General features: G+C 65.7%; 16 protein-coding genes. 12 read left to right on the top strand and 4 right to left on the bottom strand.

Going from position 1 to position 20,405, the window contains the following annotated elements; genetic code table 11:
• The coding region (locus N4G42_RS17940) for a PAS domain-containing protein (protein WP_260668146.1) at positions 1-1,227 on the bottom strand (1,227 nt) is incomplete at its 3' end.
• Positions 1,228-1,426: 199 nt separating this feature from the next.
• Between N4G42_RS17940 and mutS the strand changes: the two genes are divergently transcribed.
• From mutS to N4G42_RS17985, 9 genes are all read left to right on the top strand, one after another.
• Positions 1,427-4,045 (top strand): DNA mismatch repair protein MutS, encoded by a 2,619-nt coding sequence (mutS, locus tag N4G42_RS17945; RefSeq protein ID WP_260668147.1) that lies wholly within the window; start codon positions 1,427-1,429, stop codon positions 4,043-4,045.
• Between the two features lie 233 nt (positions 4,046-4,278).
• Positions 4,279-5,106 (top strand): proteasome-type protease, encoded by an 828-nt coding sequence (locus N4G42_RS17950; RefSeq protein ID WP_056067065.1) that lies wholly within the window; start codon positions 4,279-4,281, stop codon positions 5,104-5,106.
• 81 nt (positions 5,107-5,187) lie between these two features.
• Positions 5,188-6,009, top strand: a complete 822-nt coding sequence (locus N4G42_RS17955; RefSeq protein WP_260668205.1) for an alpha/beta fold hydrolase — start codon at positions 5,188-5,190, stop codon at positions 6,007-6,009.
• Between the two features lie 174 nt (positions 6,010-6,183).
• Complete coding sequence (locus tag N4G42_RS17960) at positions 6,184-7,005, top strand: carotenoid biosynthesis protein (RefSeq protein ID WP_099730863.1); 822 nt, start codon at positions 6,184-6,186, stop codon at positions 7,003-7,005.
• Positions 7,002-8,525 (top strand): oxygenase MpaB family protein, encoded by a 1,524-nt coding sequence (locus N4G42_RS17965; RefSeq protein WP_260668148.1) that lies wholly within the window; start codon positions 7,002-7,004, stop codon positions 8,523-8,525. The genes N4G42_RS17960 and N4G42_RS17965 overlap by 4 nt, the downstream gene beginning before the upstream one ends.
• Before the next feature lie 71 nt (positions 8,526-8,596).
• The gene (locus N4G42_RS17970) at positions 8,597-10,324 is read left to right on the top strand and encodes a diguanylate cyclase (protein WP_313771921.1); all 1,728 of its coding nucleotides are present in this window, start codon (positions 8,597-8,599) and stop codon (positions 10,322-10,324) included.
• 5 nt (positions 10,325-10,329) lie between these two features.
• Complete coding sequence (locus N4G42_RS17975) at positions 10,330-12,120, top strand: diguanylate cyclase (protein ID WP_260668207.1); 1,791 nt, start codon at positions 10,330-10,332, stop codon at positions 12,118-12,120.
• Positions 12,117-13,913, top strand: coding sequence for a diguanylate cyclase (locus N4G42_RS17980; RefSeq protein WP_116747652.1), 1,797 nt, complete (start codon positions 12,117-12,119; stop codon positions 13,911-13,913). The genes N4G42_RS17975 and N4G42_RS17980 overlap by 4 nt, the downstream gene beginning before the upstream one ends.
• A gap of 130 nt (positions 13,914-14,043) precedes the next feature.
• Positions 14,044-15,531, top strand: a complete 1,488-nt coding sequence (locus tag N4G42_RS17985) for an FAD-binding oxidoreductase (RefSeq protein WP_260668149.1) — start codon at positions 14,044-14,046, stop codon at positions 15,529-15,531.
• A 44-nt stretch (positions 15,532-15,575) separates the two neighbouring features.
• On the opposite strand, the gene N4G42_RS17990 is transcribed toward N4G42_RS17985, so the two are convergent.
• The 3 genes from N4G42_RS17990 to N4G42_RS18000 all read right to left on the bottom strand — a co-directional run bounded on the left by N4G42_RS17990 (position 15,576) and on the right by N4G42_RS18000 (position 18,799).
• A complete protein-coding gene (locus N4G42_RS17990) occupies positions 15,576-16,901 on the bottom strand; it encodes a diguanylate cyclase domain-containing protein (RefSeq protein WP_260668150.1) in 1,326 nt (441 codons plus the stop codon).
• A gap of 169 nt (positions 16,902-17,070) precedes the next feature.
• Positions 17,071-17,964 carry a MipA/OmpV family protein gene (locus tag N4G42_RS17995; protein WP_260668151.1) on the bottom strand — a complete coding sequence of 298 codons (894 nt, stop codon included), beginning with the start codon at positions 17,962-17,964 and terminating at the stop codon, positions 17,071-17,073.
• 10 nt (positions 17,965-17,974) lie between these two features.
• Positions 17,975-18,799: an undecaprenyl-diphosphate phosphatase gene (locus tag N4G42_RS18000; protein ID WP_260668152.1), complete on the bottom strand. Its 825-nt coding sequence runs from the start codon at positions 18,797-18,799 to the stop codon at positions 17,975-17,977.
• A gap of 218 nt (positions 18,800-19,017) precedes the next feature.
• Here N4G42_RS18000 and N4G42_RS18005 point away from each other — a divergent pair, with 218 nt between their 5' ends.
• Genes N4G42_RS18005 through N4G42_RS18015 form a run of 3 tightly spaced genes read left to right on the top strand, consistent with a single transcriptional unit; the run spans position 19,018 to position 20,368 of the window.
• On the top strand, positions 19,018-19,428 hold the full coding sequence (locus N4G42_RS18005) for a DUF2306 domain-containing protein (RefSeq protein WP_260668154.1): 411 nt from the start codon (positions 19,018-19,020) through the stop codon (positions 19,426-19,428).
• A 40-nt stretch (positions 19,429-19,468) separates the two neighbouring features.
• Positions 19,469-20,038, top strand: coding sequence for a DUF6622 family protein (locus N4G42_RS18010; protein WP_056067033.1), 570 nt, complete (start codon positions 19,469-19,471; stop codon positions 20,036-20,038).
• A 36-nt stretch (positions 20,039-20,074) separates the two neighbouring features.
• Positions 20,075-20,368 (top strand): 2TM domain-containing protein, encoded by a 294-nt coding sequence (locus N4G42_RS18015; RefSeq protein WP_108499812.1) that lies wholly within the window; start codon positions 20,075-20,077, stop codon positions 20,366-20,368.
• Positions 20,369-20,405: the final 37 nt, after the last annotated feature.

Below are 20,405 nucleotides of genomic sequence, written 5' to 3' on the forward strand. Positions count from 1 at the left end.
TGCCAGCTTGCGATCGGTGATGTCCATGGTGAAGCCATGGGACACCACCGAGCCATCGGCCTCGCGGTGTGGAATGGCGTTGGTCATGTGCCAGCGCACGCTCCCGTCATTCATCCGCACACGGTATTCGCACTGCCAGGGCACCAGCTTGCGCACCGACATCATGGCCGAGCGCTGCACCAGCGGCAGGTCTTCGGGCACCACGCGGTGCATAAGCACGCCATGGTCGGCCGTGACCTCGTGCGGTTCCACGCCCATGAATTCGCGCACGGCATCGCTGATGTACTGCACGCTGGTGCCACCATCGGTATGCAGCCGGTATTCGTAGATGAAGCCGGGGATGCGGCTGGCAATGCGCTGAATGAACAAGAGTTGTTCGCGCAATTGCTCCGCAGCGCGGTGCTCGTCCGTTACATCCTGCACCACCCCCATGACGACCTGCACACCGTCGCGCGGCAGCGTGCGTTGAACCCGCGAGCGCATCCAGCGCACTTCGCCATCTGGTCGTCGCCAGCGGTACTCCACATCCAGGCCAGATCCCCGTTCTCGGATCTTGTCGAACACGTGCCGGTCTTCCGGCAAGATGCCACTCACCGCGCGCTCGGGGTCCACCCATTCCTGCTGCTCAAACCCGGCGATGTCGCACAGCCCTGGCGACCAGAGCAGCACCGTTTCGCCCGGGTCTTCAATGCGCCGCCAGTGGCCGGTGCGCGCCAGACTCTCCATGGTGTTGAACACGTCGGTCTGCTCGCGCAACTCGCGCCGCACTTCTTCCAGCGCACGCTCGGATGCGGCCAGTGATACCCGCAGATTTTCGGCTTCAGAGGCATCGCGCACCGTGACCACAATGCAGTCATTGGTCACGCGGCGGGCCGACAAGTCCCAGGCCAGCAACAGCCGACCGGGCTCGCGCACCACCTGGCGGCACTCCAGCGGAGCCCCCACGCGCACCACGCCGAGCAACTGGTCCAGCAGCGGCGTGTTGGCCAGCAGGTCAAACACCTCGGACGCATCCACGCCCGGATGCCGTACCGCTCCCAGCCCTGGCATGCGCCGTGCCGCAGCGTTGGCGGCCAGCAGCAGCAGGCGGCCGTCTTGCAGACGAAACTCCATGAGCGCCACCGGCACCGCGTCCACCAGCGCTTGAAGGCGCGCCTGCGCCATGGGCTCGATGACGCCTTCCCCGGTAGGGGCGAGGAGGTCGATCAACAGTTCGGACGAAATCACGGTCGCTCTGAAGCCTCTGAATCCTGGGGTTGAAACACCAACTCTCGACGGAGAGTGGCTCCGTTCAGGGTCAAGCTGCCAGCATACAGCCAAGAGTATGTCAAAACGTAACATCTTGGCAGAACGCAGTGGAATTGCCCAGGGGGAAACCCGATGATCGAACTGCTACAGTCCACGCCTCATTCCTGCCACCCCCTGCATGTCCGACACGCTCGAACACCACACACCCATGATGCAGCAGTACCTGGCCCTCAAGGCCGGGTACCCCGAGACGCTTCTGTTCTACCGCATGGGCGACTTCTACGAGGTCTTCTGGCAGGACGCCGAGAAGGCCGCGCGCCTGCTCGACATCACGCTCACACAGCGCGGCCAGTCGGGCGGCCAGCCGGTGGTGATGGCCGGTGTGCCCTTCCACGCTCTGGAGAACTATCTGGCGCGCCTGATCAAGATGGGCGAGTCGGTGGCGATTGCCGAGCAGGTGGGCGAAGTGGGCGCCAACAAGGGCCCGGTGGAGCGCAAGGTGGTGCGCGTGGTCACACCCGGCACGCTGACCGACACCGAACTGCTGTCCGACAAATCCGAATCGATGCTGATGGCCGTGCACCAGGCGCCCCGCGCGCGCTGTGGCTTGGCGTGGCTGAGCGTGACGCAGGGCCGCGTGTACCTGGCCGAATGTGCGCACGACGAACTGGGCGCCTGGCTGGCCCGCGTGGCGCCCAGCGAACTGATCTACAGCGCAGGCGTGACCGAGCGCTTTGAACAACAACTGCAGGTGCTGCGCCAAGGCGGCGCCTTCACCTGCCCCATGAGCCTGCGGCCCGACTGGCAGTTCGACAGTGCCCTGGGCGAGCGCAAGCTACTCGAAAACCTGGGCGCGGCCAGCCTCCAGGCCTGGGGTGCACACGAATTGGGCGAGGCCCACGCCGCCGCCGCCGGACTACTGACCTACGCCGAGCACACGCAGGGCCGCACCCTCACCCACGTACACAGCGTGCAGGTGCAGCGCAACGACGACCTCATCGACTTGCCCGCCACCACGCGCCGCAACCTGGAGCTGGTCAAGACCCTGCGTGGTGACGATGCACCCACGCTGTTCTCGCTGCTCGACACCTGCATGACCGGCATGGGCAGCCGACTGCTCAAGACCTGGCTGCTGGAGCCGCGCCGCGACCGCGCCGAGGCACGCCAGCGCCTCTCGGCCACCACGGCCTTGCGTGGCGCGGGCGGTGCAGGCGGCGGTGCGGGCCCCTGGTCCACGCTGCGCGGCGAACTCAAAGGCGTGAGTGATGTGGAACGCATCACCGCCCGCATTGCGCTGCGCCAGGTGCGCCCGCGCGAGCTGGTCGCGCTGGGCAAAACGCTACAAAAATCAGAGCTGCTTGCTCTGAACGGAAGGGCACCAGAGCCATTTTTGATGCAGATTTTCAGCCACCTGCAACCACCCGAGGGTTGCATGGCATTGCTGCAGACCGCGATTGCCGAAGAGCCCGCCGCCCTGGTGCGCGACGGCGGCGTGATCGCCAACGGCTTCGACACCGAGCTGGACGAGCTGCGCGCCATCCAGACCAACTGCGACGCCTTCCTGCTGGACCTGGAAACGCGCGAAAAGGCGCGCACCGGCATCCCCAACCTGCGCGTGCAGTTCAACAAGGTGCACGGCTTCTACATCGAGGTCACCAGCAGCCATGTCGAGAAGGTGCCTGATGACTACCGCCGCCGCCAGACGCTGAAGAACGCCGAGCGCTTCATCACACCCGAACTCAAGGCGTTTGAAGACAAGGCCCTGTCGGCCAACGAGCGCGCCCTGGCCCGCGAGAAATGGCTGTACGAGCAGATCCTGGACCAGCTGCAACCCCACATCCCGCAGCTGACCCGCCTGGCCCAGGCCCTGGCCACGCTGGATGTGCTGTGCACGCTGGCCGAACGCTCGCTCACCCTCCACTGGTGCGCGCCGCAGTTCGTGCCCGAGCCCTGCATCGAGATCGAGGGCGGCCGCCACCCGGTGGTGGAGGCGCGACTGGCCGAGACATCCAGCGGCAGCTTCATCGCCAACCACACGCGCCTGAACGCCAACACGCGCATGCAGATCATCACCGGCCCCAACATGGGCGGTAAATCGACCTACATGCGCCAGGTCGCGCTCATCGTGCTGCTCGCCAGCATGGGCAGCCATGTGCCCGCCGCGAGCTGCCGCCTGGGGCCCATCGACGCCATCCACACCCGCATTGGCGCGGCGGATGACCTGGCCAACGCGCAGTCCACCTTCATGCTGGAGATGACCGAGGCTGCGCAAATATTGCACGCCGCCACGCCCCACAGCCTGGTGCTGATGGACGAGATCGGCAGGGGCACCAGCACGTTCGACGGCCTGGCGCTGGCCAGCGGTATTGCCACCCACCTGCACGACAAGACCCGCGCCTTCACGCTGTTTGCCACGCACTATTTCGAGCTGACCGAGCTGCCAGCAAAAGCGCGCCACGCGATCAACATGCATGTGAGCGCCACCGAGTCCGGCACCGACATCGTGTTCCTGCACGAGATCCAGCCCGGCCCGGCCAGTCGCAGCTACGGCATCCAGGTAGCCAAGCTGGCCGGCATGCCGTCGCCGGTGCTGCACCACGCCCGCCATGCGCTGGCAGCGCTCGAAGAGCGCGCGGGTGAGGATGAGTTGCAAGTGGACCTGTTCGCCGCGCCCGAGGTGCCCGAGAGCGCGGGCGCCAGCCCTCTCGAGGCCGCGCTGGCCGGCATCAACCCCGACGCCCTGAGCCCGCGCGAAGCGCTGGATGCGCTGTACCAGCTCAAGAAGATGGCAGGCTGAAGCGACGCCCACCCCGGCTGCGCTGCAGGCTGCTGACCGGGCTCAGGGCACACCGCCAGCGCATTTTTGAGTCCCAGGGGCATCAGGCGCTAGTGCCATATGCCCTGGCCGCTATCATTTTTGAGTATCCACACCCCGCAACAACTGGGGGCCGCCTGCAGGGCACACAGGCCGCCCATGCCACAGGCGACTAAACTCGCGGGTTACCTCCAAACAACAACCCCCATTGCTCCATGACGTACTGCGTCGCCATCAAACTCAACGCCGGGCTGGTTTTCCTGTCCGATTCCCGCACCAATGCCGGCCTGGACCAGATCAGCTCATTTCGCAAGATGATGGTCTACGAGAAGGCGGGTGACCGCTTCATGGTGCTGCTGTCGGCGGGCAACCTGTCCATCTCGCAATCGGTGCGAGAGATCTTGCAGACCGAGCAGATCAAGGACGGCGAGTCGGGCGAAGCCATCACCATCTGGAATGCCAAAAGCATGTTCGACGCTGCCCGCGTTCTGGGCGCCGCCGTGCGCCACGTGCACGAGCGCGACGGCGCGGCACTCAAGCGCTCGGGCGTGGACTTCAATGTGTCCATGGTGTTTGGCGGCCAGATCAAGGGCGAGGGCATGCGCCTGTTCCAGGTGTACTCGGCAGGCAACTTCATCGAGGCCACATCCGAAACACCGTACTTCCAGGTTGGCGAATCCAAATACGGCAAACCCGTGCTCGACCGCGTGCTCACGCCCGAGACCCCGCTGGACGAGGCTGCCAAGTGCGCGCTGGTGTCGATGGACAGCACGCTCAAGTCCAACCTGTCGGTGGGCCTGCCGCTGGACCTGGTGGTGTACGAGGTGGACCGCTTTGCCACCGACAAGGTCATCTGCATCGACGAGAACAACCCGTACTTTCGGATGCTGCACGACAGCTGGGGACAAAAGCTGCGCCAGGTGTTCGACAGCATCGAGGACCCCGCCTGGACCGGCGGCGCTACCGAGGTGCCGATCATGGTCAGCCCGGCGCGCAGCAAGCCACTCAAGAAGATCACCAACCATACCGACCGGCTGATCTGACGCCCTGCAGGCCAGCGCACCCCACGGCACCCGGCCGCATGCGCGCCTGCACCCCGGCCCTGCCACCCCGCCATGCCCTCCATGCTCCCCATCGTTTTCTCGCACGCCAACAGCTTTCCGGCCAGCACCTACCGCGTGCTGTTCAAGCACCTCAAGACCCGGGGTTTTGAAGTCAGCGCGGTCGAACGCTATGGCCACGACCCGCAGTACCCTGTAACCAGCAACTGGCCACACCTGGTGCAGCAGCTGGCCGACTTTGCAACGGTGCAGGTGCAGCGCCTGGGCCAGCCGGTGTTTCTGGTGGGACATTCGCTGGGCGGCTTTTTGAGCGTGATGGCCGCCGCCCGCCACCCCGGACTGGTGCGCGGGGTACTGCTGATCGACTCGCCCCTTATTGGCGGCTGGAAGGCCAACGTGGTCAGCGTGGCCAAGCGCACCCAGGTGGTGGGTTCGATATCGCCGGGCCGGGTGAGCCGCCAGCGGCGGTTCAGCTGGGCCAGCAACGAAGAGGCGCTGGAACACTTTTGCAAGAAGAAGGCTTTTGCACGCTGGCACCCCGATGTGTTGCACGATTACATCACCTACGGCCTGCAAGACCAGGACGGCAAGCGGGTGCTGGGCTTTGACCGCGCGGTGGAGACCGCCATCTACAACACCCTGCCGCACAACCTGGGCCGCCTGCTGAGCAAGCACCCGCTGCAGTGCCCGGCCGCCTTCATCGGCGGCCGCGATTCCGAAGAGATGAAGCAGGTCGGCATGGCCATGACGCTGCGTGTCACCGAGGGCCGCACCATGATGCTGGACGGCAGCCACCTGTTCCCCATGGAGCAGCCCGTGGCCACTGCAGCAGCCATTGAAGCAGCGCTGCTCAACCTGGCCATGCTCACGCCCCGCCAAACTTAAGTCGTACTGGCAGATCCCCGCGCAGGGTCGCCTGCGTTCCGCCTTACCACCAAATTCGGACCGCAAGGCGCGAAAAAACGCCCCACACCGCCCCCCGATCAGGGCAAACAGGGGACACACACGCCGCGCCAATCCCCTACACTGGCGAAATTGTTACAGCGTGATACACCCGACATGTCTGCACAGCCCCCGACGGCCGGGCGCCTACCCGCGCTCAGCTTTGCCTTGCTGGCCGCCTTTGTCATCGCAACAGCGGTGCGCACCCACAATGACACCACCATCGCCATCGTCATCGCCTCGGTGCTGATGTTTGCCTGCTGCTGGACCAGTGCAGCGCATCTGCTGGGCACCCGCGCTGCCCTGCAGTTTGTGTTGATCGCGGTCAGCCTGGGCTGGTTTGCCGAACAGATGGGCTCCAGCCGGGGCTGGTTCTTCGGGCACTACACCTACACCGATGTGCTGGGCCCTCGTCTGCTGGACGTGCCACTGGTCATTCCGATGATGTGGTTTGCACTGACGTATGCGGGCTATGTGATCAGCAACCTCATCGTCTGGCAATCGGCGGTGGACGGCGCTCCTGGCCTGGGCAATGCCGCCATGCTGTCATTTCTGGCAGCCATGATCGTGACCGCGTTCGACCTGGGCGCAGACCCCTACTTTGTGTACACCCTCAAGGCGTGGATCATGGCCAAGACCGATGGGGCCTGGTTTGGCGAAACCGTGCAGGGCTTTTTCGGCTGGGTGTTCGTGGCCTTTGTGATCATCTTCAGCTTTCGCATGTCGGTGCGCCAGCTCCCCTTGCAACCCGCCAGCCCCTTCCTGCGACGCCACGCCATGGTGCCGCTGACCATCTACGCGGCTGGCATGGTGTTCCAGATGATTCTGGGCAGCCCGGTAGAAATCCGGACCATTGCAGCCTTTGCCATGGGGATTCCGCTGCTCTGCGCGCTGGCGGGCTTCCAACGCTGGCGCGCACCGGGTAAGGTCGCGGCATGACCAGCAAGCCCCACAACCCTCTGCTGCCAGCTGCCGATCTGGCACCCATGCAGCACCACGCCGACCCCCTGGCCGACGCTACGATTGCCAAGATCCTTGGGCCCTGGCCCCCCGGCGACGTCGCCGCCGACGCTCCGCAATGGGCGCACATCAACACGGTGAACCTGCTGTTCAGCCAGTGGACCGACAACGCGACGCTGGCCACTTGGCAGGCAACCGAAGGCCCGGTGCAGGTGGGAGATGGTGACAAGGCCGCCAAAGGCTATGTGACCGCCGAGATGGCCAAGGCGCTCAACGACTATGTGCAGGCGGCGCAGGTGCTGCCGCCCTGGGCCGATGCCCGCAAGATCGAGCGCGCCGAAAAACTCTTCATGGACCACGGTGCGCTGTCTTGCATCCTGCTGTTCTGTGCAAGCCTGCCCGAGTGTTATGTGGTCCCGGACCTGTCGAGCGTGTTGCACACGACCGGCCAGCTGGAACAGAACACCGAATACCGCATCCGTTCCACGGCGGCCATGATCTTCCCGGTGATGCTGCACGGAGGCCTCAGCCCACGGGGTGCCGGTGTGGCGCAGGTACTCAAGGTGCGGTTGATCCACGCCACGGTGCGCAATCTCATCCTGCACGGCAGCCCCGAACATGCCATCGCGCAATGGAAGGCTGGCGGAGACGGCCTGGTGGTGCCGCGTGCAGCCCCCGCTGGTGGTGGCCGGTCCGTCATGTACCAGACCCTGTATGCACGTGGCTGGAATCTGGCCGCCAAAGGTCTGCCCTGCAACCAGGAGGAGCTGGCCTACACGCTGCTGACCTTCGGCTACGTGTTCCTGCGCAGCATGCGTCGGCTGGGTCTCGGTCTGCCGCCCGGCGACGAAGAAGCCTACCTCCACGCCTGGAACGTGGTGGGTCACGTTCTTGGCATCGACCGCTCCCTGATGGTGGAAACGATGGCGCAAGGCGATGCACTGATGACACTGATGCAGGCCCGTGGCCGCGCAGAGCCGGTCACGCCCGACCCGCGCCCGGCCCTGGGGCAGGCCCTGATGCAGACCATGGCCAACGCGCTGCCCTGGCGCATCGTCAAGCCCTTCCCGCAGCTCATGACCCGCTACCTGTGCGGGCGAGAAACCGCCGAGGACCTGGGGTTGAATCAGCCCGTTCCGTGGCTGTCGGCCTTGCTGTTCTGGTGCGTTCTGCTGCTGGCCCGCGCCATCGATGCGGTGGTGGGTTTGCTGCTGCCGCGTTTTTCGATCGTGCGCATGCTCACGCGGGCGCTGGGCTACCACTTCATGAGCCGGGTGCTGATGAGCCAGACGCGTCCGCTGCAACTGCCCACTGAACTGCTCAACCAGGTGGACACCGTGGTGCACAGCTGGAGCGACGACCCCCATGCCCCCGGCTGGCTCAACCGCATCGAGGATCGGCTGACCACCTCTGGCAGCTGGAGCCGGGGCCTGGCTGGCAAGGCAAAGCCCGCGCAGGCGGGCCAGACAGGCCAGGCACAGCAAGCCACATCGCCCTAGCCACCACGCCAATGCAACCGCTGCCGCGCAACCTTCCGATGCTGGCCCGCTTGCGGTGCATGTGTTGCGGCGTGGCAACGTGGGTGCTGTGTCTGCTGGTACTCCTGGCTGCAACCCTACCCCGGAGCGCACAGGCGGGCGAACCCTTGGTGCTCACACAGGACAGTCCGCAGGTGGATGCCTGGGAGGCCATCACCCTCAAGGCAGACCCCACCTACGAGCTCTCGGTACAGGACATGCTGGACCGCCTGGACGAGTTCAAGGCTCCAGCACGGAGCAACAACTCGCTGGGCGTACACAAGGCGGCCATGTGGCTGCATATCCCCCTGGTTGCGCCCGAGGCGCTGCGCACCCCGTGGGTGGTCAACATTGGCTACAGCTCGCTCAGGGCCGATTTGTACCTGGCCCGGGGTGGCAAGCTGCTTCAGCAGGCCCGAGCACGCCAGTCCGATCCAGCGCAGCTGGCTGGCCGCACGCCTGCGATGGCCTTCGACCTGCAGCCGGGGCAACGTTACGACCTGCTGATACGGGTCCAGGCCACCGGCCCGCTGATTCTGCCCATCACGGTCAGCGAAATGCCCATTCACCTGCGCCAGGCCCTGCGCGAGCAGATGCTGCAGGGCCTGCTCAACGGGCTGGCCTTCTGCCTCTTCGCGTACAGCCTGATCCAGTGGGTCACTCAGCGTGATCGCATGTTCGGCTTTTATGCGTTGGTGGTGCTGGGCAGTGCGGGCTTTTCGCTGCAGTTCTTTGGCGTCGGCCCGCAGTATCTGTGGCCCGATAACCCGTGGATGGACCGGTATTCGGGTCCGGCAGCAGGACTGATGGCGCTGGCGGGATCGTTTCTGTTCCTGGGCCACACGCTGGCCGGCGACACTCCGGGCAGCCGGTATGCGCGCACCATGCGGGTGGGTGCGGCCGTCACCGCAGCGGTCTATATCGCGTTGGTAGTGGGCTGGTTGACCGTGCCCCTTGCCATTGCCTTCATGAGTCTGGCGGGCGCCCTTCCCTCGCTCATCAGCCTGCCTGCTGCCATGGCGCGAGTGCGGCACAAGGACCCTATTGGCGCCACCCTGCTGGTGGCGTGGATCGCCTTTGGCGTGGCCGCCGGAACGATGGTGTGCCTGGTGCAAGGCTGGATTCCTGCCAATTTCTGGACACTCCACTCGTTCCAGATTGGCGCCACGCTGGACATGCTGCTGTTCTTCCGCGTGATGGGCTTGCGCGCCCGCGCGGCCCAGGCCCAGGCCCAGGAGGCCATGCGCGAGCGGGATCTGATGCAGTCACTGGCCAACACCGATCCGCTCACCGGCCTGAGCAACCGGCGCGGCCTCCAGCACGCATTGCATGCCGCGCTGGCCCACTGTTCCCCGCAGCGGCTGGTCGCGGTCTATCTGATGGACCTGGATGGATTCAAGCCCGTCAATGACGCGCACGGCCACGATGTGGGCGACGACCTGCTGGTGGCCGTGGGCCACCGCCTCTTGGCCAATGTGCGGCACCAGACCGACCTGGTCGCTCGGCTCGGCGGTGACGAATTCATCATCATGGCCCGCGACCTGGCCACGCCCGAGCAGGCGGAGGACCTGGGCCGCTCGCTGCTGCGGGCCTTTGAGCACCCTTTTACGCTGAGCCATCTGCGCATCCAGGTGGGCCTGACCATCGGGTACGCGCTGGCCCCCCTCGACAGTGACGACCCGCAGGGCTTGCTGCGGCATGCAGACACGGCGATGTACGCGGGCAAACAAGGCGGCAAGCACTCGGTGCGGCGCATCCCCGCCACGGCTGCACTGGCATGACGACGATGCAACGCAACGCCCTGCTCCCCAGTCAGCCGACACCCTGGCACCCCCTGCTGTGGCTGCTGGTACTGGCACTGTGGCAGGTGCTGGCCCTGCCCACTGCGCGGGCCGCTGAACCCGGCCCGCTCGTTCTGCCAGCCGATGCCCGCCCGGTGAACGTGTGGTCGGTGGCCACGTTGCTGGCCGACCCATCTTTGCAATGGGGCGTGCAAGACGCACTGGAACGCTTGCCTGACTTTGCAGAGCCCCCCAGCCGTGGCGGCAGCCTGGGTGTGCGCAAGGAGGCCATCTGGCTGCGCGTGCCGCTGATGTCGCGCGTGGCGTCGGGCAATGAATGGATCGTGAACATCGATTTTGCGGTGCTCAACGAAGTCGACATCTACCTGACCCAGCAAGGCCGTCTGACTCAACACGCCGCGCTGGGCAACCTGCGCCCCTATTCCGAGCGCCCGCTGCGGGGCCGCACCCCAGCGATGACGCTGGACCTGGCAGCCGACACTCCCTATGAACTGCTGATCCGCGTGCAAACCTCGGGCGCGATGATCGTGCCCATCACCCTGAGCAAGGCGCCCTACCTGGTGCACCGGTCGCTGCGGGAGCAGATGTTCCAGGGCGTGCTGGCCGGGCTGGCCCTGTGCCTGGTGGTCTACAGCTTCACCCAGTGGGTCAGCCAGCGCGAAAAGCTGTTTCTCTACTACTGCATGCTGGTGGTGGGCAGTGCCGGGTTCTCGCTGCAGTTCTTCGGCGTTGGCACCCAATTCCTCTGGAGCGACCGGCTCTGGATCGAAGTTCACGCAGCTGGGGCGGCGGGGCTGCTGGCCATTGCGGGCTCGTTCCTGTTCATGGGCCATGCGCTGATGGGCCACATGCCACACAGCCGGTTCCTGAGGGTGATGCAGGCGGGGGCAGTGCTGAGCCTGGTGCTGCTCGTGGCCTTCCTGGTCGATCTGATCAACACCCGGACCACCACCGCCATCATCAGCGTCCTGGGCCCCCTACCCTCTCTCATCAGCCTGCCCATCGCAGTAGCGCGGGCACGCCGGGGGGACTCCGTCAGCACCACGTTGCTCGCGGCCTGGGTTGCGTACTTCACGGCGGCCGTGACCATGGTGTGCTTGGTGCAAGGCCTGCTGCCGGTCAATTTCTGGACGCTGCACTCCTTCCAGCTCGGCGCAGCGGCTGACATGCTGCTGTTCCTGCGGGTGCTGGGTCAACGCTCTGCCGCCTTGCGCCACGCGGCCTCTGAAGCGCTGCGCGAGCGCGACACCATGCGCTCGCTGGCCTACACAGACTCACTGACCGGGCTGTGCAACCGCCGCGGCATGCAAATGGCGCTGCAATCGGCGCTGGCGCAGGCCAGCCCCCAACGCCTGGTAGCGCTCTACCTGATGGACCTGGACGGTTTCAAGCCAGTCAACGACACCTATGGCCACGATGTGGGCGACGACCTGCTGGTGGCGGTGGGCCACCGGCTGGAGGCCAATGTGCGACAGCACACCGACCTGGTGGCAAGGCTGGGCGGGGACGAATTCATTGTCATGGCGCGCGAGCTGGCCACCCCCGAACAAGCCCAGGAATTGGGGCGGGCCTTGCTGCATGCATTTGAAAAGCCGTTCCGGCTGAGCCACCTCTCCATCCAGGTGGGCCTGACCATCGGCTACGCGCTGGCACCGCTGGACAGTGACGATGCACAGCACCTGGTCCGGCTCGCGGATGCAGCCATGTATACAGGCAAGGAGAGTGGCAAACACTGCATCCGCCGCAACCCGGGCGAACTGGCGCTGGCCTCATGACGTACACGCGCTTGAGTGGGTTTGTGCATCGCCCGGTTCTTGCCAGCTGGTGGCGAGTGGCCTGCCTGCTGTCGGCACTGTGTCTTCTGCTGGCAGCCCTACCGACCAGTGCGCGGGCAGCCCCCCTTGAACTGCGGGATGACCTGCTTTCCATCGAGGCCTGGCCCGCCGTCACTGTGCTGCCAGACCCCTCCGGCACCCTGCTCGTGAATGATGTCCTTGCGGAGTTGTCACGCTTTCAGGCCCCACCCGGAACCAGCGGCACCCTGGGCGTGCGGGCCGAGCCGGTGTGGGTACGCATCCCGGTCACCGTGCCCGTGACATCCAACGGCCTGTGGGTGCTGGACATCGACTATCCCGTGCTGCAACGCATCGAGGTGTACCTGGCTGCAGACGGCCATGTGACCCAGCAGGCCACGCTGGGCAGCCTGCAGCCTTACACCCAGCGCCCGCTGCGCAGCCGCACCCATGCACTGCCCGTGGCCATGTTGCCCGGACACACCTACGACCTGCTGCTGCGCGTGGAGACCCGGGGCGCAATGGTGCTGCCCATCACAATGAACAAGCCCACCACCTGGCACAGCAAGGCTCTGAACGAGCAGATGCTGCAGGGCATCCTTACCGGGCTGGCGCTGTGCCTGCTGATCTACAGCCTGGCGCAGTGGCTCAATCTGCGCGACGTGCTGTTCATACAGTACGCACTGCTCATTGCGGGGAGCCTGCTGTTTTCGCTACACCTGTTCGGCCTGGGCACGCAGTACCTGTGGCGCGATATGCCATGGGTGGAGTTGCATGCAGCCAGTCTGGCTGCGCTCACGGCCACCTGTGGCTCCTTTCTCTTCATCAGCCAGGCCTTGGCGGGTGACAGGCCCCGCAGCTGGCTGCTGCGCAGCATGCGTGGCGGCGCAGTGCTGTGCGTGGTGCTGGCTGCTCTGTATGCCCTCGACCTGCTCAGCACCCGCGCAGTGACAGGCATCGTCAGCATCCTGGGGCTGGTGCCAGCGCTCATGGGCATTCCGGGGGCGGTGCGCCGCGCAAGGCTGGGCGACCCGGTGGGCTCCACCCTGCTGCTCGCCTGGCTGTTGTATTTTTTGGCCACCGCCACGGTCATTGGCGTGATCCAGGGTTGGGTGCCGGTGAACTTCTGGACCTTGCACTCGTTCCAGTTTGGCGCCACGCTGGACATGCTGCTGTTCATGCGTGTGCTGGGCTTGCGCACCAAGGCGCTGCGGCTGGAGGCGCTGGACGCCAACCGCGAGCGCGACGTGATGCGCTCACTCGCCCACACCGATCCGCTCACCGGCCTGCCCAACCGGCGCGGGCTCAATATCTCGCTCGCATCGGCCCTGTCGCGCTGTAGCGCAGAAAAAATGCTGGCTGTGTACGTGATGGACCTCGACGGATTCAAGCCCGTCAACGATCAGCATGGCCACGACGTGGGCGACGAGCTGCTCGTGGCCGTGACCCGGCGCCTGCAAGGCCATGTGCGCCAAAGTGACCTGGTGGCTCGCCTGGGTGGCGACGAGTTCGTGGTGATGGCTGGACAGCTGCACAGCCTGCAGCAGGCGCAAGAGCTGGGCCACAAGCTGCTGGATGCATTCCGCTCACCGTTTTCGCTGAACAACGTGCAGGTGGAGATCGGTCTGACCATTGGGTATGCCATCGCGCCGCACGACAGCACCGACGCCATTGGCCTGCTCAAGCTGGCCGATGCCGCCATGTACAGCGGCAAACAGGGCGGCAAGTTCTGCCTGCGGCGCAACACGGGCGACCTCGCGCTGTCGTCGTCCTGAGATCGTTTTCACGATCCGGAGGTGGTTGCCCAGCAGCGGGCTGAAAGACACGCCTGCCATTTCCCTCTGGTCAAAGCGCTCCTGCTCCGGTACACCCGGGGCTTCGCAACTTCCTGAAGGATCGCTCGCCATGGCCCATCGCAAAAGTTCGGCCCGCCTTGCCAAAGACGCACGCGTCGCACACTTTTTATCTTTGGCGGCAAAACAGCCGGCGTTGAGCGCTGCGCAGGCCAGCACGCCGGTGCTCACATGGGAGGCGGTGGCCGCTCTGGAGGCGCGCATCGTAGGGCGCATCGTGCTGCCATCCAGCCCCGACTACAACGCAGCGCGGCAGGAGTCAAACCCAGCCTTCCAGTCGTATCCGGAGATCATCGTCTTTTGCGCCTGCGAGAACGATGTGCTGGAGTGCATGGCCGTAGCCCGCACCTATGGCGTGTGGGTGGCCGTGCGTTGTGGTGGCCACAGCACCGCGGGCTACTCGGTCAACAGCGGCATGGTGGTGGACCTGAGCGACTTGCAGGGCGTGGTGCTGGACCCTGCACGTGAACGCGTGCACGTGCTGCCGGGCACCGACTTCGACCACTTTAACGGCGCCATGAACCACACGGGCTGGCACGTGCCCACGGGCGCCTGTGGCAGCGTGTGCGTGGGGGGCTTTGTACAAGGTGGCGGCTACGGCTACACATCGCGCGCGTTCGGCATCCAGAGTGACCTGGTCGATTCCTTCCGTGTGGCGCTGGCCGACGGCACCATCGTCACCGCCAGCGCGCAGGAGCATTCCGACCTTTACTGGGCCCTGCGCGGCGGCACCGGCGGCAACTTTGGCGTGGTGCTGCAGGTGACCTACCGCATGCAGCGGCTGGACCAGGTCTGGGCCTGGGCCATCAGCTGGGACGCCATTCACGCGGCCCAGGTGCTCACGCTGATGCAGGCCGGCTACATGAAGACCGGTGCGCCCGACGCATTGGGCTACATGATGAACCTGGGCTTCCAGAACGGTGTGCCGGTGTACATGGTGCAGGGCATGTTCTGCGGCAGCCGCGAGGACGGGCTGGCAGCCATTGCACCGCTGATGGCCATCCCCAGCGCGCAGCTGCTGGTGGACAAGACCGGCACCTATCCGGACATGAACGTGTGGCTGGAAGACCACCCCTACACCCTGCCCGACAACCTGCCGGACGGGATCGCCGAAACCAAGGCCAGCGGATACATCAACACCCGGCTCTCGCCCGCCGACTGGCAGTGCATCATCGACTACTTCAAGACGTCGCCCAACCCCTGGTCGCTGGCCTATCTGGAGCCCTATGGCGGCGCCATCAACCGCTACCCGGTGGCCGACAGCGCCTTTGTGCATCGCAATGTCGACGCCGACCTGGTGGTGGATGTGTTCTGGCGCAACCCGGCGGAGCGCGCCCAGATGGAAGCCTGGCTCGACGGCTTCATGCAGCTCGTGCGGCCCTTCCTGAACGGCCACGTGTACCAGAACTACCCGGATGCGCGGCTGGTCGACTTTGCCTCTGCCTACTGGGGCCCAGCCTACCCGCAGCTTCAGCGGATCAAGGCGGCCTACGACCCCGGCAACTTCTTCCACTTCCAGCAAAGCATCCGACTGCCGTGATACCGCGCCCCTGCTCTGCGGGGGCGCTGAGGGAGGAAAAGGGCTCAGGCCGTCAACGCGTAATGCAGACGGCCCTTACCCGCCCGTTTGGCAGCGTACATGGCCTGGTCGGCACGGTTCATCAGCGCGTCGATGTCTCCCTCCAGCGGAGGGTATACCGCCACACCAATGCTGGCGCCAATGCGCAGTTCGCGCCCGTCCACCGTCATGCCTTGCTGCAGGGCGTCGATGATGCGGTGGCCGATGGTGTCGGTCACTTCGCGGGTCACCTCGTGGTCCAGCATCACCAGAAACTCATCACCGCCCAGCCGCGCCATGGTGTCGCCCGCGCGCACCGTGCTGGCGATGCGCTGGGCCACAATGCGCAGCACCTCGTCACCCGCGCGGTGGCCTTCGGCGTCATTCACGTGCTTGAACCCGTCCAGGTCAATGAACAACAGCGCCACCGACCCCTCGGTGTGCCGCGCATGCAGCAGCGACTGCTCCAGCCGCCCCTGAAACGCGGCCCGGTTGAGCAGCCCGGTCAGTGAGTCGTGGTTGGCCAGGTAGTGCTGCTGCCGCGCGATCTGGATCTTGGCGGAAACATCCTGCACCAGCGCCATGATGGAGGTCACCTGGCCGTCGGCGTCCGTCAGGGCAGAGTTGAACCACTCGCAGTGCACCTCTGTGCCATCGCTGCGCACAAAACAGGTTTCGGCCCGGTTCTGGGACTCCTGGCCGGACTGCAGCCGCTGCAGCGCCTGCTGCAGGCTGTCGTCCATCGAGGCTGGGGCCAGCAGGTCCGTCAGCAGCCTCCCTTCCAGTCCCGCCACATGCAGCCATCCCAGCAGCTGCACCGCGCGCTGCGAGCAATGCAGCAGCTGCAGCTGGTGGTCCATCTCCACCACGGCCAGGGGGCTGTTCTCCATGTGGGAAGACAGGCGCTGGTTGGCCGCGCGCAGCGCATTCATGGTGACCTGCAGCTCGTGCACGTCCAGCGCCGTGGTGATGAAACCGTCAATCGCGCCTTGCGGGTTGTGCCAGGGCGTCAGGCAGATGGTGCGCCACTCGTCAAAGCCGTAGGGCGTGCGCAGCATGCGCTGGTACTGCACCCGCTCGCCGCTGAGCACGCGGTTCACAAACGGCATGAACCGGGCGCAGTCCTGCTCGCCATAGACCTCCACCAGTGTCTTGCCGACCAGTTCCTCCGGCACCGTGCCGAACCAGCGCGCGTATTCGTCGTTCACATAGATCATCGACAGGCTGCGGTCGATCACAGCCATGGTGGCGCCTGCGCTGCGGGTGATTACATCAAGCAGGTCCGCCTTGGACCACACCTTTTGGCGGGCGGTCTCCGGGTGCGAGGACAACTCAGGCGCTTCTGGCGTCATGCGGCAATACCCCAGTGGGGGAAAGGATCAGCGGAGGGGCAGCTTCACACACCACGACAGGGTGATGGCACGGGGTGCGGCCGCCTGGGCGTAACTGTCTGTGAGCGGCAGCTTAGCACTTTCGCCAGGCACAACCGCTCCCGTTGAACCCTTGCCACAGCGGATGCGCCTAGCGGCAGCACCGGTAGGCCAGCCCCACGGAGACCGAATAGCCCACCGGCTGCACGGTCAACGGGCTGCGGCGCGCATCGCCCTGCAGCTGCGACACGCGGGCCGCGCCCAGCACCACCCAGTGCCGGTTGAGCGCCGTCATCACCTCCACCCCGGCATCTACGCTGTACAGCCCGCCGCGTGGCTCGAACGCAGGCAAGGGGCTGCTGCCACCGGCCGGCACCCCAAAATGCCCCCGCACGTAGGTGCGGTCCCCAAAGCTCGCGCCCGCCCCGAAGCTGACCTTGGTCTGCTCCGTCACGGGCCAGGTGTAGCCAACGCTGGTAGACCATTGCGCGCCGCCGTCGCGGCCCAAGATGTCTTGCGAAACCCCGGCCCCCACGGCCCAGCGGTCGGTGATGGCATAGCCCGCGCTGATCCGTGCCCGCAGGGTGGACCGCACTGACGGCAACCCCACCAGGATGGGAGCATCCGAGCCGTCACGGCCCTTGTCAATGCGCAAGGCTGCACTCAGGCTGAAGCGGTCGCTTTGCGCCAGCGTGGCGCTGGCGCCGGACTCGCGGGGCCCCAGGCCGTGGCCCATGAAGGCGCTGCCGCGCGAAGTGCTCAGGCGAAACCGGCCGTACTCGATGGCCCAGGCGGGCCGCAGGCTGTTCTTGCGGCCATCGCCCCCGGCGTAGTCGGGGCTGCTGCCCACGATGGCGCCGATCGCGTAGTTGAATTTGGGAGCCGCAGCCTGCTGGCTCTCTGCCTTGTCGGACACCGTGCTTTCGGTGCTGGCCGCCTCTGGCAAGCCTTGGGCGCCCACCCAGGGGCTGACCGACAAGCCGGCGAGCGCCAGCGCCCGCAAGGAAATCAAGGGAAAGGAGACCCGACCGGTAATGAAACGCATGGCCCGATTATCAGTCGGCCCACTGCACCCAGCCGGTCCACGCGGTCACCAGAACGATGACGCCGAACACGATGCGGTAGTAGGCAAACGGCACAAAACTGTGACTGCTGATGTAGCGCAACAACCAGCGCACACACAGCCACGCGCTGAGGAAGGAGAACACCAGCCCCGTGGCAAACAGCGGAATGTCGGCCGCCGACAGCAGCGCGCGCTCTTTGTACAGGCTGTATACCCCGGCGCCAATCAACGTGGGGATGGCCAGGAAGAACGAAAAGTCCGTCGCCGCCTGGCGCGACAGGCCCAGCAGCATGCCTCCGATGATGGTCGCGCCGCTGCGGCTGGTGCCAGGAATCATGGCCAGGCACTGCACGAGGCCGACCTTGATGGCATCGAGCGGCGTCATTGCGTCCACGCTGTGGATGCGGGTGGCCGAGGGCGGCCGCCGCTCGGCCCACAGGATGATGAAGCCACCAATGATGAAGGTGCTGGCCACGACCACCGGTGTGAACAGGTGTGCCTTGATGGCCTTGCCAAACAGCAGCCCCAGCACCACGGCAGGCGCGAAGGCGATGAACACGTTGAGCGCAAATCGCTGGGCCTGGCGCTCGGTGGGCAAGGCGACCAGCGTGGAGCGGATCTTGGCCCAGTACACCAGGATCACCGCAAAAATGGCACCCGTCTGGATGGCAATGTCAAACACCTTGGCCTTGGCATCGTCAAACCCCAGCAGCGACCCGGCCAGGATCAGGTGCCCGGTGGAAGAGATGGGCAAAAACTCCGTCAACCCCTCGACGACCCCCATGATGGCGGCCTTGACCAGCAATACAACGTCCACGCGCACTCCTTGCAAATAGGTGCGGGATTATCCGCCGTGGGCTCCAGCCCCCCCTGGCAAAACGCCCGCCGCGTTGCTTCTGGCGGCCCAATCCGCCCGCCACTCACTCCGCGTGGCTGCATTTCACGCCCGGTGGGCTGCATTTCGTCGCAGGGCTGTGGCGCCCCGGGAAGGGCATCGGCACAGTTCGTTCCATCGAACCCGCCAGGAGCCCCGCCATGCAAATCACCCCCGTCATCGCCATCCATCTTGCCGCCGCGCTGGCGGCCGTTGCCATCGGCCCCATTGCCCTGTGGGCCCGCCAAGGGGCCACGCAGCGCCCCCGCCTGCACCGCGCGGCCGGCTACGCCTGGGTCACGTTGATGGTGGCCACTGCCGTGTCGGCCCTCTTCATCACCGGCGGCCCCGGCCCGCGCTGGGGCAGCTTCGGTCTGATTCACCTGCTGATCCCCGTCACCCTGGGCATGTTGGCCATGGCCTTTGTGTTCCTCGCCCGCCGCAACATCGTCGGCCACCGCAAGATGATGCAACGCACCTACATCGGCGCCTGTGTGGTGGCTGGCGGCTTCACGCTGCTGCCCGACCGTCTTCTGGGCCACACGGTCTGGTCCGCACTCGGACTGATCTGACCCCACCCCTCCATTCATTGTTTACAACAGGACGACCACCATGCTGCTCAACCTCCTTGTCCAACAACCCCAGATGCTGGGTCGCATCATCGAAAACACTCCCTACTGGGTCTGGGCCCTGTTGGCCGGTCTGCTCTGGCTGGGCGGCAGCCAGCTGCTGGCCCGCAACGTGAGCCTGGTGCGGGCCATGGTCATGCCGGTGGCGATGACCGGCCTGTCGGTGTATGGCATCGCCTCGGCCTTTGGCGGCGCTGGCCAGGCCTTGCTGCCGGTGGTCGCCTGGCTGGTGGCCGCCGTGTTCATCGCCAGCGTGGCGCTGTGGCTGCAACCTGCAGCGCCCCAGGGCACGCTGTACGAAAGCAAGTCACGCTGCTTCTACATTCCGGGCAGCGCCATGCCGCTGGCCTTGATCCTGGGCATCTTCCTCACCAAATACCTCGTGGGTGTGGAGCTGGCCCTGCAACCCGCCCTGGCACGCGACAGCGGCTTTGCACTGCAGATCGCTGCGCTGTATGGCGTGTTCAACGGTCTGTTTGCGGCCCGCGCGCTGCGGCTGTGGAAGCTGGTTCAGCGCAGCGCCCCCTTGGCGACATCACCCGCCACCGCCTGAGCCCCCCGTAACGATCCCTCCGCACAGGAGCACCCCATGCGCAACCACACCTTCACTACCGATCCCCTCGAACGTCTGGCACGCCGCCGTGCCGGGGCCAAAATGGGCTGGTACATCCATGCCAGCGTGTACCTGCTCGTCAACCTGCTGCTGGTCGCACTGTCGGTGGGCAGCGGGCGGCACTGGGCGGTGTTCCCGGCCCTGGGCTGGGGCATCGGCCTGGCCATCCATGGCGTGGTGGTGTTCGTTCTTGCGGGTGGCAGCGACCTGCACGAGCGCATGGTGCAGGCGGAACGCGACCGACTGGCTGCTGCGCAAAACCCCCGCTGATCGGCTGATGATGACTCCTCCCAACAAAAACACGGCC

This window comes from Acidovorax sp. K2F (assembly GCF_025246485.1).
Taxonomy (GTDB): Bacteria; Pseudomonadota; Gammaproteobacteria; order Burkholderiales; family Burkholderiaceae_C; genus Acidovorax; species Acidovorax delafieldii.

What these genes read in the sequence shown, in the direction of transcription:
- mutS (WP_260668147.1), top strand. Translation starts at nt 1,427, where the DNA reads ATGTCCGACACGCTCGAACACCACACACCCATGATGCAGCAGTACCTG.
- N4G42_RS17950 (WP_056067065.1), top strand. Translation starts at nt 4,279, where the DNA reads ATGACGTACTGCGTCGCCATCAAACTCAACGCCGGGCTGGTTTTCCTG.
- N4G42_RS17955 (WP_260668205.1), top strand. Translation starts at nt 5,188, where the DNA reads ATGCTCCCCATCGTTTTCTCGCACGCCAACAGCTTTCCGGCCAGCACC.
- N4G42_RS17960 (WP_099730863.1), top strand. Translation starts at nt 6,184, where the DNA reads ATGTCTGCACAGCCCCCGACGGCCGGGCGCCTACCCGCGCTCAGCTTT.
- N4G42_RS17965 (WP_260668148.1), top strand. Translation starts at nt 7,002, where the DNA reads ATGACCAGCAAGCCCCACAACCCTCTGCTGCCAGCTGCCGATCTGGCA.
- N4G42_RS17975 (WP_260668207.1), top strand. Translation starts at nt 10,330, where the DNA reads ATGCAACGCAACGCCCTGCTCCCCAGTCAGCCGACACCCTGGCACCCC.
- N4G42_RS17980 (WP_116747652.1), top strand. Translation starts at nt 12,117, where the DNA reads ATGACGTACACGCGCTTGAGTGGGTTTGTGCATCGCCCGGTTCTTGCC.
- N4G42_RS17985 (WP_260668149.1), top strand. Translation starts at nt 14,044, where the DNA reads ATGGCCCATCGCAAAAGTTCGGCCCGCCTTGCCAAAGACGCACGCGTC.
- N4G42_RS17990 (WP_260668150.1), bottom strand. Translation starts at nt 16,901, where the DNA reads ATGACGCCAGAAGCGCCTGAGTTGTCCTCGCACCCGGAGACCGCCCGC.
- N4G42_RS17995 (WP_260668151.1), bottom strand. Translation starts at nt 17,964, where the DNA reads ATGCGTTTCATTACCGGTCGGGTCTCCTTTCCCTTGATTTCCTTGCGG.
- N4G42_RS18005 (WP_260668154.1), top strand. Translation starts at nt 19,018, where the DNA reads ATGCAAATCACCCCCGTCATCGCCATCCATCTTGCCGCCGCGCTGGCG.
- N4G42_RS18010 (WP_056067033.1), top strand. Translation starts at nt 19,469, where the DNA reads ATGCTGCTCAACCTCCTTGTCCAACAACCCCAGATGCTGGGTCGCATC.
- N4G42_RS18015 (WP_108499812.1), top strand. Translation starts at nt 20,075, where the DNA reads ATGCGCAACCACACCTTCACTACCGATCCCCTCGAACGTCTGGCACGC.